Below are 14369 nucleotides of genomic sequence, written 5' to 3'. Positions count from 1 at the left end.
TCATCCACCCGCACGTCACCATAGGTAGTTAGGGCAATCCGGTTGCCCCGTGGGGCAACATTGGATCCAGTCCTTTCCTTTCAGGGGGATGATCATTTACATTGGTTGCGCGATCGCGCTTTTAAATCGCACCTCTGGTGTCGTGCGTTCCGACCGCTGCCGGTGTAAAACGCGGTAACCGGACCACCGCGATGCGAGCCGCCCGCTCGCGCATGGCGCTGCGAGCAACCAGCAACTTATGGGAGGACGCATGCAGCAACTCATAAGACATCCCATCGTCCTGTTCTTTATTTCGCTCGTGCTGATGTCGGCTGCGGGCTGGATCGGCAGCGCGGTGCTGCGTCCGCGCATGCCGATCAGCGATACCTCGCGCGACGACTTCAAACTGGTTCAATCCGCGACGTTGACGCTGCTCGCGCTGGTCATCGGTTTCAGCCTCTCCATGGCGGTGAACCGCTACGATCAGCGGAAAAATTATGAAGAGGAAGAAGCCAACGCCATCGGAACCGAATTCATTCGGGCCGATCTTCTGCCGGCCAGCGCGGCCGCGGCGATTCGCACGGATCTCGCCCGGTATCTCGACTTGCGCATCCAGTTCTACCAGGCCGAGGACGAACAACGACTCGCGGAGATCAACGCCGCCACGGCGAATCTGCAAGGCAAATTGTGGAACGCGGCGGCCAGCGGAGCCCTGACCCAGCCGAATCCTGTTTCCGCGCTCGCGGTCGCGGGCATGAACGACGTCATCAACACGCAGGGCTATACGCAGGCTGCGTGGTGGAATCGCGTCCCGGTGGCCGCGTGGATATTGCTGCTCTCGATAGGCGTGTTCGCCAATATGCTGGTGGGCTATGGCGCGGAAAATTCGAAACACCAGGGACGTCTTCTGCTAATCATGCCGATCACCGTATCGCTGTCGTTCATGCTGATCGCGGATATAGACAGTCCGCGACACGGCATCATTCGGGTAGTGCCGCAAAACCTGATAAGTACGACGTTATCGCTGCCTAAGCCCTGATTCTGCGAGGGGCGGTGCTGCTGCCTGTTCACTCGTTGGCCGACCCCGCGCGACAGGCTCCATCGGGGTGCAGCCAACGCCGGGGACTGGTCGTGGTTTGCCCCGAGGGGCAATCGGATTGCCCGATTCCCGGATAGCCCCGAAGATTGGCGCACGCGATACTTGACGCAAGGATCTTGCGGCCAATGGAAGAAATCAGACACCTGATCGTGATCGTCGAAGATGACGCGGGCATGCGTCGCGCTCTGCAACGCCTGTTGCGCGTATCCGGGTTCGACACGCTGCAATTCGACAGTGCTGAGGCTTACGCGCAGTCGAACGAGCCTCGCGTGCCGCATTGCCTCGTACTCGACGTTCAACTGCCCGGCTTGTCGGGCCCGCAATTCTACGAACAACTCGCTGATCCACGGCCGCCCGCCGTGTTCATCACGTCTCACGACAACCCGGCGACGCGCAGCGCGGTCGCGACCGCCGGTTCCCAGGAACTCCTGATCAAGCCGTTCATCGCCAAGGCATTTCTGGATGCTATTGCAAGAGCCGCGCAATGAGATTCGCCACTTCGAGCCAATGGACACGTCATCAGGACGATGTGCACAACACTGGCCGTATTGCCTGCGAATCAATGCCCGAATCAGACAAAGGATAAAGGAGACCAGCATGGCCACAGTCCAGTCGGTAGCTGACAGGCAGGCAGCGGGAAAGCAGGCGCGTGAACGTTCGCCACGCTCGAATAACGCGATGATCGGCAATGTAGACCGGGATCCCGTCCAGTTGTTGCAGGAGAATAGCGAGGGGCGAGTCGTCTCGCTGGTTCCGTTGCGCTATGGCCGCATGTCCGTCTCGCCGTTCACGTTTTATCGCGGCAGCGCCATCCTCCAGGCTCATGATCTGTCCGGCACGACCTATTCGGGCATCACGATTCCCGTTTGCGGCGACGCCCATCTGATGAATTTCGGCGGCTTTGCGACGCCCGAGCGGCAACTGGTTTTCGATCTCAACGATTTCGACGAAGTCGCACCCGGCCCGTGGGAATGGGATGTCAAACGGCTCGCGGCCAGTTTTGCGGTGGCGGGCGAACAGATGGGTGTCGATCGAGGATCGATCAAGGACATCGTCGCGACGGCCATTCACGAGTATCGGGACCGGATGCACAAGTACGCCGAATGCAGCGCGCTCGAACTCTGGCACGAGATCGTCACGTTTGAACGGATGCTCGAGACTGCCGCCACCAGCGAAGGACGCCAGTTGATCAACCGGGCCATGGAAAAGGCCGCTGGCCGCACGCACGAGAGCATGTTGGGCAAGATGGCCACCGAGCGCGACGGCCGCTGGACGATTCAGGATGCCCCGCCGGCCCTGTTCCATCCCGGCGGCCCGAATTCGTTGCTCGGCACCGAGCAGAAATGGACCGACAGCGACGAGTGGAAAGGCGCACTTGCCAGCGCGTTCGATCGCTATCTGCAAACCATTTCGCCCGAACGTAGGCAACTGATCGCGCAGTTCGAGCTTCAGGACACCGCGTTCAAGGTCGTCGGCGTCGGCAGTGTCGGCACTTTCTGCCTGGTCATGCTGTTTATCGACAGCCATGGCAAGCCGCTTTTCCTGCAGGTGAAAGAGGCTCGACAGTCGGTCGTTGCACGCTATTTCACGAGCGATATCCAGGCGCACGAAGGCGAGCGTGTGGTGACCGGTCAGCGCCTGCTGCAAGCCGCGAGCGACTCGTTTCTCGGCTGGACGACGGGTCCGGCGGGTCGCTATTTCTATTTCCGGCAGTTGCGCGACATGAAAATATCGGCGGAAGTCGAGCGGATGAGCAGCACGATCCTGCAGGGCTACGCCCGCCTGTGCGGCTGGGCGCTGGCTCGCGCGCATGCCAAGGGCGGCGGCAAGGCCGTGGAAATCGCGGCTTACCTGGGCAGCGGCGGACGGTTCGCCGACGCGCTCACGGATTACGCGCTGGCCTACGCCGTCCAGAATCTGAAAGACTATGAAACGTTCATTCGGGCATGCCGGAGCGGCAAGCTGGAAGCGCGCAGCGACGAAGACATGGCGGCGGATTTCCGCGTCTGATGATGTGGAGCGTGTCGGGCGTGCTGGCTTGCTTATCGCTCAGCGGCGCAGCACGCAGCCCAGAACGTTCAGGAGAAGCGCGATGACCAGGCCGACCTCGTGGCTCGCCGCGCTGAGTTACCTCGCGCTGTCGTCGATCGCGATGGGCGCCGGGCAAACGCGTTCAGCACCGTTGATGCATGACGGACTGACCTACCCAAGGCACGTCGCTGCCGTCGCCTACGCGACCCAACCAGACGCCTCTCCGGCCGCACGCCCAGGCAACCCGTTGCGCGTCGCGATTGCCCCGGTTGCTCCCTTCGTTCTGCCGCAAACCTCGACGCCGGAAGGCTTCAGCATCGACCTCTGGAACGAGATAGCACGCCGCCTGCACCTCGACTTCACGTGGAAGATCCTGCCGGAGCAGCCGGCGCTATTGCCCGCGCTGCAACGCGGCGACGTGGATGTCGCCATCGCCGCGATCACCATGACTCAGGATCGGGAGAAGAAGGTCGATTTTTCCCTCCCCTATTTCGATTCCGGCTTGCAGATCATGGTGCGCACGCAGAACGAAAACTCGTTCACGAGCACGATGTTGTCGATCCCGTGGCTGGCTCTGGCTCAACTCGTGGGCATCACCATTGCCATCGTCTTTGTTCTCGCCAACCTGGTCCTGCTTACCGAGCGCAAGCGCGATCCTGCTTTCCAGAAGCCCTATTGGCGCGCACTCGGCGAGGGCTTATGGGTCACGATGCTGATCATTGCAACGGGCGAACACGGCGAACGCGACGTCCCGGGTGTATGGAAGCGGATTCTCGTTCCGTCGATGTGGCTGATCGGCGTCGTGCTAATTGCCCAACTGACGGCGACAGTCACGTCATCGCAAACCGTTGCGCGTCTGCAGTCGAACATTCGCGGTCCCGACGATCTGCCAGGCAAAAAAATCGGCACGGTGCCTGGCACCGTCGCGGCGGAATACCTGATTCAGCGCGGCATTCCATACCTCGACGTGCACACTGCCGCCGACGGCATCCGAATGCTGACACAGGGAGACGTGCAGGCCATTGTGTATGACGCACCCACCTTGCAGTACTGGACCGCGAGACGCGGCAATGGCGCGCTGGCCATCGTGGGGCCGATATTCAGGCCCGAGAAATATGGCATCGCGGTGGCGAATGGCAGTCCGTTGCGCAAATCGATCAACGAGACCCTTCTTGCCATGTACGAGGATGGAACTTACGAACAGATATACGGAAAGTGGTTTTCCTCGAGCAAATAGTGGCTTGGCGATAAAGATATTTCGGATATCAGAAGATATTTATTTTCAGAACGGATTTAAATGCCGGGATAAAAAACAGGCAACATTAACGCCAATAAACAGGCACTAATGTTGCATTGACAGAGGCATTTTTTCCGACATGCCAATTCGTCATCGACCAATCATTGTTGCGTGAAAAAAATAATTCCTGGCGTTGCCCTTTATCCCTATAGAAACACGCCTCCGTTTAACTAAAACTGATGTGATCAGCCACTGGGCAGAATGGCCTGAATACAGCGAATGGGTCTGAACCGGCAGACCCCACGACTTGAGGAATCGCGGCTGGCGACGAGGCTGGCGCAATGTCGTGGCTGTCATGTCCATTCTGCCGTCGAGGATGGGCGATACCATGAATCACATTTATCGCTTGTGCTGGAGCCGTTCGTTGAGGCAATGGATCGTCGCATCGGAGCTTGCGCGTCGACGCTCCGGCAACGGCGGGAGCACGGTCCGTCACGGCGCGCGACATGTGATTACCGTCCTCGCGACCTGCGCCCCGTTCCTGTGGTCCGGTACGGTGTACGCGGCGGGCGGTCCGATTGGCGGCCAGATCACCGCAGGCAGCGGCACGATCAGCCAGTCGGGCACGAAGACCACTATCCAGCAAGGCAGCCCTACCCTCCAGCTAAGCTGGCAGAGTTTCAACGTGGGCGCGGCCCAATCCGTGGATTTCGTTCAGCCCGGACGCAGTTCAATTGCCGTCAATCGTATTTTGGGCAGTACCCCCAGTCAGATTCTCGGACGCCTGAGCGCTAACGGGCAGGTGTGGCTCATCAATCCGAACGGCGTGCTGTTCGGGCCGTCGGCGCAAGTGAACGTTGGAGGAATCGTCGCCTCCACGCTCGATCTCGACTCAGGCACGCTCAACAGCAATAACCGGGTGTTTGCGGGTAACGGCAAAGGCGCGATCGTCAATCAGGGCTCGATTGTCGCGGCCGACGGCGGTTACGTGGCGCTGCTCGGCAATCACGTGTCGAACCAGGGCATCGTCAGCGCGCGGCTTGGCACGATTGCACTGGCTGGCGGCAGCGCGGCCACGCTCACCTTTGACGGCTCGCAACTCGTTCACATACAGGTGAGCGCCAGCACGCTCGACAATCTCGCCGAGAACCGCCAGCTTCTGGTGGCCGATGGTGGTCAGGTCATCATGACCGCCGGCGCGAAGGATGCGCTACTCGCCAGCGCGGTGAACAACACCGGCAAAATCCGCGCGCAGACCGTCGCGGATCATGACGGCAAAATCGTGCTGCTTGGCAGCATGACGGCGGGATCGGTCAACGTCGGCGGCACGCTGGATGCTAGCGCGCCGAATGGCGGCAACGGCGGGTCGATCGAAACATCGGCGGCGCAATTCAACCTCGCGCCTGACGCGCACATCACGGCGGCGGCGCCGTCAGGACGCGCGGGCACCTGGCTGGTCGACCCAACCGATCTGACCATCGACGCCACCGCCGCGAGCCAGATTTCGAGCACGCTGAACGGCGGCACAAACGTGGTCGAACAAACCACGGCGTCGGGCGCGACAGGCGCTGGCGTGCAAACGCCGGGCGCGGGCGACATCAACGTCAATTCGGCGATCGGCTGGACCAACGCGTCGGCGAGCCTCACGCTGCAGGCGCTCAACGCAATCAACGTGAATGCGGCCGTCACCGGCGCGGGCGCGGTGACCATGCAGGCGGGCACCGGTAACCTGACGATCGCGGCGGGCGCGGCGATCACGGGAGGCGCAGGCGTCACGCTGGCGACGAACGCGAATTTCATCAACAACGCGGGCGCGGCGGCGGTCAGCACAGGCACTTCGGCAGCGTGGCGCATCGACTCGACCGACCCGCGGCTCGACACCGCAGACGGGCTCACGCCCTCGTTCATCCAGTACAACGCGACGTCCAGCACGACCCCGGCAGCCTCCGGCAACGGCTTTCTCTACAGCCTCGCGCCCACCATCACCCTGACCGGCCTGACCGGCAGCGTGACCAAGGTGTACGACGGCACGCCCACCGCCAACCTGACCAGCGCGAATCTGCAGACGACCGGGCTCGTCAACGGCGATGTCGTGGCCAGCGCAACGGGCACGTATGCGACCTCCAACGCCGGCACGGACATCGTGGTGAGCTCGCCGACGACCTTCGCCGGCGTCGTCATCCATACGTCGACCGGCATCACGACGTATGGCTACCAGGCGAGAGGCCAGGCGTCGGCCGACATCGGCACCATCACGCCGGCACCGCTCACTGCAAGCATCGTCAACAATCCGACGACGGTGTACGACGGCACCACTTCGGCGTCGCTCACGGCCGGCAACTATAGCTTTACGGGGTTTGTTGCCGGCCAGGGCGCAAGCGTCAATCAGGCCAGTTCGGTTGCCTACGCGAGCGCCGACGCGGGCACCGGTATTGCCGTCAACGCCGCGTTCACGCCGAGCAATTTCGTCGCGAATAGCGGCACCAATCTGGCCAATTACACGTTGCCCACTGCGGCGACCGGACCCGGCACCATCACGCCCGCGCCTTTGCTGATCAGCGGGCTCATCGCCAGCAACAAGGTCTATGACGGCACCCGCGCCGCCACGCTCGACTCGACCGGCGCGTCGCTGTTCGGCGTGATCAGCGGGGACAGCGGACAGGTCGCGCTGCAAACAGGCGGCGCAACGGGCACCTTCGTTTCGCCCAACGTCGGCAACCACATCTCCGTGGTGCCGTCGGGCTTCACGCTGACGGGTGCCAAAGCAGGCGATTACGAGATTTCGCCACCGGCCTATCTCGCCGCCAACATCACGCCGAAGACCGTCACGATTACCGGTGTCACCGCCAACGACAAGGTGTATGACGCCACCACCACGGCGACGCTCAACCTGGGCAGCGCCACGGTCTCAGGCCTCGTGCCGTCCGACGCCGGCACTGTCACGCTCTCGACGCTCGCGGCCACCGGCACGTTCAGTCAGTCCGATGTCGGCAACGCGCTGCCTGTTTCGGCCAACGGCTTCTCTCTGGGCGGCCCGGGGGCCGGCAATTACACCGTGGCCGGAATCAGCGGCCTCGCCGCGAACATCACGCCGGCACCGCTGACGATCACGTTTGTCGGCTCGCCGACCAAGGTGTATGACGGCAGCGCCACTGCCACGCTGACCCAGTCGAACTACACCATCTCGGGTTTCGTGGGCGGACAGAGCGCCGCGATCGGACAAAATTCGGCTTCCTATGCGACGGCTAACGCAGGCACCGGCATTACTGTCACCGCTGCGCTCAGACCTTCTGATTTCGTGCCCGCCGCTGGCACATCAATGTCGAATTACACGTTTCCGGGGAGCCTGTCGACGCCGACCGGCATCATCACGCCCGCGCCCGTCGAAGTCGACATCATCAACAATCCCACCAAGGTATTCGACGGCACAGCGACCGCGTCGCTTGGGGCCGGCAACTATCAGGTGCTCGGCGCGATTCCGGGCGAATCCATCGCCCTGAATCCGGCTCCGGCGACCGGTGCTTATGCCACCTCCAACGTCGGCTATCAGGGCGTGAGCGCGACACTGGGCATGGGCAATTTCCAGGCGGGCGCGAACACCCTGCTCTCCAACTACGATCTGCCGGCCACCGCAACCGGCATGGGCACCATCGTGAAGCGGCCGATCAACGGTGAAGTGACGGCGTCGATCACCAACAATCCGTCGAAGACCTACGACGGCAACACGATCGCCACCATCCCCGCCAACGACTTCACGTTCAGCGGCTTCATCGGCACGGACAGCGCGACGGTGTCGAACACCATCACCGGTCAGTACGCGACGAAGAACGCGGGCTCGCAGGCAGTGACAGCTTCGCTGGCGCAAGCTGATATCACCCCGGGGGCGGGCACGAACCTGAACAACTATTCGTTCCCGATCTCGGCATACGGGACGGGCACCATCCTCCCGGCCCAACTCGTCGTCACGATCATCGGCAACCCGACCAAGGTCTATAACGGCGACAACGTCGCGCGAATTGGCAGCAGCAACCTGCAGACCACCGGATTCGTCAGCGGCGAAGGCGCGAGCATCACGCCGAGCGCGCAATTCAGCTACGCGCAGGCCAACGCGGGCACCTGGACGATTAATGGCTCGCTCGTGCCGGGCAACTATACGGCCAACAGCGGCACGCTCCTCACCAACTACCTGCTGCCGACGATGGCCTCCGGTCCCGGCACGATCACGCCTGCGCCGGTTTTTATCCTCAACACCTTCGCGAGCAACAAGGTCTATGACACGACGACCGCCGACACGCTCAATGTCAGCAGCGCGTCGCTTTCGGGCGTGATTGCCGGCGACACCGGCAACGTCACACTCAATACCTCCACCACGGGTACGTTCGCGCAATCCAGTGTCGGCAACGGAATTGCCGTGGCGGCGAGCGGCTTCAGCATTTCGGGCAGTGCGGCGGGCAATTACACCTTGCAGCCGCTCACCGGGCTCACCGCGAACATCACGCCCGCGCCGTTGATCGTGAACGGCGCCGTGGCGAATAACAAACCCTATGACGGCACGACCGCCGCCACGATCAACAGCAGCAACGCGACGGTGTCCGGCGTGCTCGGCACCGACAGCGTCACGCTCGCGTCAGGCAGCGCCAGCGGTCAGTTCCCCACGTCGAACGTGGGCACCAATCTTCAGGTCACCGCGAGCGGCTTTACGCTGAGCGGCGCCCAGGCGGGTAACTACGCGGTGTCGCAGCCGTCGAACCTGCTCGCGGACATCACGCCCGCGCCGCTCACGGTGACGATCATCGGCAACCCGGTCAAGGAATACGACGGGACGAAATCGGTGACGCTGGGCGCGTCCGACTTCGCGATTACGGGCTTCGTCGGCAACCAGAGCGCCACGGTCACGCAGACTGCATCGAGCGGCTATCTCTCGCCGAATGTCGGCACGAACGTCGGCCTCGGTGCGACGCTGGAACCGTCGGACTACACCTCGGCGCTGGGCACCAACCTGTCGAACTACAACCTGCCCACCCAGGCGAGCGGCACGCTCGGTCAGATTACGGCAAGGGTCATCAACCTGACCGGCACGCGTGTTTACGACGCCACCACCAATGCCGATGCCAGCCTGTTCTCGAGCGCCGGTCAGGTTAGCGGCGTCAATGGCGAAACATTGACGGTGAGCGGCGTCGGCACGCTGTCGACGAAAGACGTCGGCAGACAGATTCCTTTCTCCAACTTCGGCACGCTGGCGCTGGGCAACGGCACCGGGCTCGCGGCCAACTACACCCTCGTGGGCGGCACCGACTGGGTGACCATTACGCCCGCGATGCTCACGGTGCTCAATACGATTGCGCTCAACAAGACCTACGACGGCACGACCACGGCAACTTTGCAGAACGCACTGCTGAGCGGTGTGCTGGGCAGCGACAGCGTCGTGCTGGGTAACAGCGCAACCGGCAACTTCAACAACAAGAATGTGGGCACGGGCAAGCCGGTAAGCACAAGCATGACGATCTCCGGCACGGACGCGGCCAACTACACGCTGGCGCAGCCCACTGGCATCACGGCCGATATCACCGCCGCGCTCATCGGCGTGACGGCCACCGGCATCAACAAGCAGTACGACGGCACGACGGCCGCCCAGGTCAACCTGGCGAGCCCCGGACTGGTGGCGGGTGACAACGTGAGCTTCTCCGGCTACACCGCCACCTTCTCGCAGGCCAATGTCGGCAGCAATCTGCCGGTTGCGGTGATAGGCATCGGACTGAGCGGCGCCGATGCAGGCAACTACACGTTGCTGAATTCGACAGCCAACACCACAGCCGATATCACGCCGCGCGTGCTGAACCTTCAGGGCACGCGTGTCTACGACACCACGACCAATGCTGTCTCCAGCCTGTTCGCGACGAGCGGCTCGATCAATGGCGTCAACGGCGAGTCGTTGACCCTGAGCGGCACCGGCACGCTCCCCAGCAAAAACGTGGGCAACCAGGTGGCGCTTTCCAGTTTCGGCACACTCGCGCTCAGCGACGGCACCGGCCTTGCGAGCAACTACACGCTCACCGGCGGCACGGATTGGGTAACGGTCACCCCTGCCACGCTGACCGTGGCGAATACGGTGGCGCAGAGCAAGCAGTACGACGGCAACACCAACGCCCAGTTGACCGGGGCCACCCTGCAAGGCGTATTGGGATCGGACAATGTCGTCCTCGGGAACGACACAGTGGGTCAGTTCAACGACAAAAACGTGGGCACCGGCAAGCCGGTCACCACCAGCATGACGACCTCGGGCACCGATGCAGGCAACTATCTGCTGGTGCAGCCGGCCGGCCTCACCGCGAGCATTACGACGTTGCCGATCATCGTGGTCAGCGCGACCGGCAGCAACAAGGTCTACGACGCAACGACGACCGCCACGGTCGCACTGACAAGCGCCAACGTCGTGCCCGGCGACAACGTGACGTTCAGCGACAGCGCCGCGAATTTCGCCACGAAAAATGTCGGTACCAACATCGGCATTACGGTGTCGGGCATCACCGTGAGCGGTGCCGATGCGGGCAATTACGCGCTGCAGACCACCTCCGCGACCACCAGCGCCAACATCACGCCATTCGTGCTGAACCTGCAGGGTGCGCGTGTTTATGATTCGACGACCAGCGCAAACGCCGCGCTATTCGGCAGTAACGGCGTGCTCACCGGCACCGGCGGCGAAACGCTGACGCTGTCCGGCACCGGCACGCTGGCCAGCAAGAACGTGAACGCGGCGCAGCCGTTTGCCACGAACGGTCTTGGCGGCTTCACGCTCACCGGCAATAGCGGCGCGCTGTCCAGCAACTACACGTTCGCGGGCGGGACAGACTGGGTCAACATCACGCCTGCGACGCTCGGCGTGACCGGCACAACGGTCAACCCGAAGGTCTACGACAGCACGACGGCGGCCACACTCAGCGGCGCGAGCCTCACCGGACTCTTCGCGGGCGACGCCGTCACGCTCGGCAACGACACCACCGGCACGTTCGCCGACAAGAACGTGGGCAACGGCAAGGCCGTCACGCCGTCGACGATGACCATCAGCGGCAACGACGCCGACAATTACGTGCTGACGCAACCGGGCGGCCTCACCGGCAACATCACGCCGCTCGGCATCACCGTGAACGCAACGGCCCAGAACAAAACCTACGATGGCACCACCGCCGCCACCACGAGCGTCGCGAGCACCGGCGTGCTGCCTGGCGACACCGTCAACTTCAGCTTCACGCCCGGCAACGCGAACTTCGCCACGCCGAACGCGGGCAACGGCATCCTGGTCACCGTCAACGGCATCGCAGCGAGCGGCGCCGACGTGGGCAATTACACGTATAACGCCACCGCGACGACCACCGCAAACATCCTGCCCTTCGTGCTGAATCTCACCGCCACGCGCACTTACGACAGCACGGCGAGCGCCAGCGCCAGCCTGTTCGGCAACAACGGGGTGCTCACCGGGACGAATGGTGAAACGCTGACGCTCTCCGGCACCGGCACGCTCATCACGAAGAACGTGGGCTCGCAGATACCGTTCACCGCCACCGGCCTCAACGGCTTCACGCTCACGGGCAACAGCGGCGCGCTGCCCGGCAACTACACGTTCGCGGGCGGCACCGACTGGGTGACGATCAACCCGCTTGCGATCACAGTCAACGCGAGCGCCGAGAACCGCTATTACAACGGCTTGACCAGCGCCACGGCGGCGATCATTGCCACCGGCGTGCTGCCAGGCGACACCGTGAATTTCGCCTTTACCGGCGCGAACTTCGCCACGCCAAATGCGGGCAACGGCATTCCCGTCACTGTGAACGGCATTTCGGCGACCGGCGCGGCCGCCACGAATTACACGTACAACACCACCGCGACGACTTCGGCAAACATCCTGCCGTACGTGCTGGGCCTGCAGGGAACGCGTGTCTATGACGGCACCACGGGTGCCAACGCCGCGCTGTTCGGCAACAACGGCGTGCTGACCGGCGCGGATGGAGAAACGCTGACGCTATCGGGCAGCGGCACGCTCGCGGGCAAGAACGTGAACAGCCAGCAGGCGTTCGCGGCGAACGGCATCGCGGGCTTTACGCTCAGCGGCAACAACGGCGCACTGGCGAGCAACTACACGCTCGGCAACGGCATCGGCGACTGGGTCAGCATCACGCCGAAGCCGATCTCGATCACCGCCATCGGCGACAACAAGATCTATGACGGCACGACGGCAGCACAGCTCGCGAGCTTCAACGTGACAGGCCTTATCGCGGGCGACAACGTATCGGTCGGCTATACGGGTGCGAACTTCATCACGCGCAATGTCGGCACGAATATTCCGATCACGGTCGGCCTTTATGGCGACGGGACGGACATCGCCAACTACACGTTCGGCAGCACGGTGGTGGTCACGAGCGCGAACATTACCCCGCGCGCATTGACGATCACGGCCGGTGCGCAGAACAAGACTTACGACGCCACCACGACCGCGCTGCTCAGCGGACTGACCGTGAACGGCCTCGTGGCGGGCGACAGCGCCGCCTTCACGGCCGGCAGCGCAAACTTCGCCACGCCTAACGCAGGCGACAACATCAGCGTGACCGTGGCGGGGATAGCGGGCACCGGCAGCGACCTCGGCAACTACACGTACAACAATACGGCCACGACCTCCGCCGACATCCTCCCGGCCGTGCTGAACCTGACAGGCAGCCGTGTCTACGACGGCACGAATCAGGCAGGCGCGAGCCTCTTTGGCAACGGCGGCCAACTCGCGGGTGTCGCTGGCCAGACACTGACGCTGACCGGCAGCGGCACCGTATCGAGCCACAACGTCGGGCAACAGCAGCCGTTCGCGGCGGGCGGCCTCTCCGGCTATACGTTGACCGGCAACGGCTCCACGCTCGGCAGCAATTACACGCTGGCTGGCGGCGTCGACTGGGTCAGCATCACGCCGCTGGCGGTCACCGTGACAGCGACAGGTGCAAACAAAATCTATGACGGCACGCGCACGGCGACAGTCAGTCTGGGCAGCGGAGGAATTTTGAGCGGTGATAGCGTGAGTTTTAGCGCGCAGTCGTCCAACTTCGTCACGCCCAATGCAGGCAACAACATTCCCGTTCTGGTGACGGGAATCGCGGGCAGCGGCGCGGATGTGGGCAACTACACTTTCAACAGCGTGGCAACCACCTCGGCCGCCATTACGCCGTTCGTCGTCAACCTCACCGGCAGCCGCGTGTACGACGCGGGCACCAGTGCGACGGCAAGCCTGTTCGGCACGCAAGGAACGCTGGAAGGCGTGAACGGCGAAACCCTGACGCTATCCGGCACTGGGACGCTGTCCACGAAAAATGTCGGCAACCAGGTTGCGTTCGCGTCCGGCGGCCTCGGCGGGTACGCGCTCACCGGCAACGGCGCGGCGCTCGCGAGCAACTACACGCTGCTGGGCGGCGTTGACTGGGTCAGCATTACGCCCGCGACACTCACCGTACTGGGAACCCGGACAACCAACCGGACCTACGACGGCACCGTCCTCGACGCGCTTTCCGGCGACCGGCTTTCCGGCGTGCTGGGCAGCGACGGCGTGGCGCTCGGTAACGATAGCGTGGGCTATTTCAAGGACCCCAGCCCCGGCATCAACAAGCCGGTCGGCACGGCAATGACGATCAACGGTCCCGACGCTGGCAATTACGTCCTCGTGCAGCCTTCGGGCCTGAGCGCCGACATCGTGACGCCGGTCGCACCGGTACCTTCAGGAGCGCTCGCGAATGTACTGGCGCCGCTCGGGGCAAACGGCGTGGATACGCCCTACGGCACTGCCTCTGATTCCGCGCGGGGCCATTACTCCGGCAATCAGATGGAGTCGGATCAGTCCAACCAGCGCAACGTGTCACGGTCCGACTTTCAACCGGGCCTGGCGCTGACAGTGCTCAACGGCGGGGTTCACCTGCCCGCACATTGATGAAGTCCGAACGCACGCAATCGACCCGGCGCGCGCTGCGCGGCCCACGACATCTTCGAACCGTC

At 63.2% G+C, this 14369-nt stretch carries 5 protein-coding genes; all 5 read left to right on the top strand.

Going from position 1 to position 14369, the window contains the following annotated elements; translation table 11 throughout:
- The first annotated feature begins 250 nt into the window (after positions 1-250).
- The 5 genes from ABH945_RS22455 to ABH945_RS22435 all read left to right on the top strand — a co-directional run bounded on the left by ABH945_RS22455 (position 251) and on the right by ABH945_RS22435 (position 14304).
- Positions 251-1018 (top strand): hypothetical protein, encoded by a 768-nt coding sequence (locus tag ABH945_RS22455; RefSeq protein WP_429251985.1) that lies wholly within the window; start codon positions 251-253, stop codon positions 1016-1018.
- A 185-nt stretch (positions 1019-1203) separates the two neighbouring features.
- Positions 1204-1566: a response regulator transcription factor gene (locus ABH945_RS22450; protein ID WP_074769175.1), complete on the top strand. Its 363-nt coding sequence runs from the start codon at positions 1204-1206 to the stop codon at positions 1564-1566.
- A 109-nt stretch (positions 1567-1675) separates the two neighbouring features.
- Positions 1676-3088, top strand: coding sequence for a DUF2252 domain-containing protein (locus tag ABH945_RS22445; protein ID WP_429251984.1), 1413 nt, complete (start codon positions 1676-1678; stop codon positions 3086-3088).
- Positions 3089-3170: 82 nt separating this feature from the next.
- Positions 3171-4346, top strand: a complete 1176-nt coding sequence (locus ABH945_RS22440; protein WP_429251983.1) for a transporter substrate-binding domain-containing protein — start codon at positions 3171-3173, stop codon at positions 4344-4346.
- Positions 4347-4734: 388 nt separating this feature from the next.
- Positions 4735-14304, top strand: coding sequence for a YDG domain-containing protein (locus tag ABH945_RS22435; protein ID WP_429251982.1), 9570 nt, complete (start codon positions 4735-4737; stop codon positions 14302-14304).
- Positions 14305-14369: the final 65 nt, after the last annotated feature.

It is taken from the genome of Paraburkholderia sp. GAS333, from assembly GCF_050435665.1.
Taxonomy (GTDB): domain Bacteria; phylum Pseudomonadota; class Gammaproteobacteria; order Burkholderiales; family Burkholderiaceae; genus Paraburkholderia; species Paraburkholderia fungorum_A.
Note: the sequence above shows the minus strand (reverse complement) of the source record. Positions and strands in the feature narration are given on the sequence as shown.

Excerpts from the sequence above, each read along its gene's own strand:
- ABH945_RS22455 (WP_429251985.1), top strand. The coding sequence starts at position 251 with ATGCAGCAACTCATAAGACATCCCATCGTCCTGTTCTTTATTTCGCTC.
- ABH945_RS22450 (WP_074769175.1), top strand. The coding sequence starts at position 1,204 with ATGGAAGAAATCAGACACCTGATCGTGATCGTCGAAGATGACGCGGGC.
- ABH945_RS22445 (WP_429251984.1), top strand. The coding sequence starts at position 1,676 with ATGGCCACAGTCCAGTCGGTAGCTGACAGGCAGGCAGCGGGAAAGCAG.
- ABH945_RS22440 (WP_429251983.1), top strand. The coding sequence starts at position 3,171 with ATGACCAGGCCGACCTCGTGGCTCGCCGCGCTGAGTTACCTCGCGCTG.
- ABH945_RS22435 (WP_429251982.1), top strand. The coding sequence starts at position 4,735 with ATGAATCACATTTATCGCTTGTGCTGGAGCCGTTCGTTGAGGCAATGG.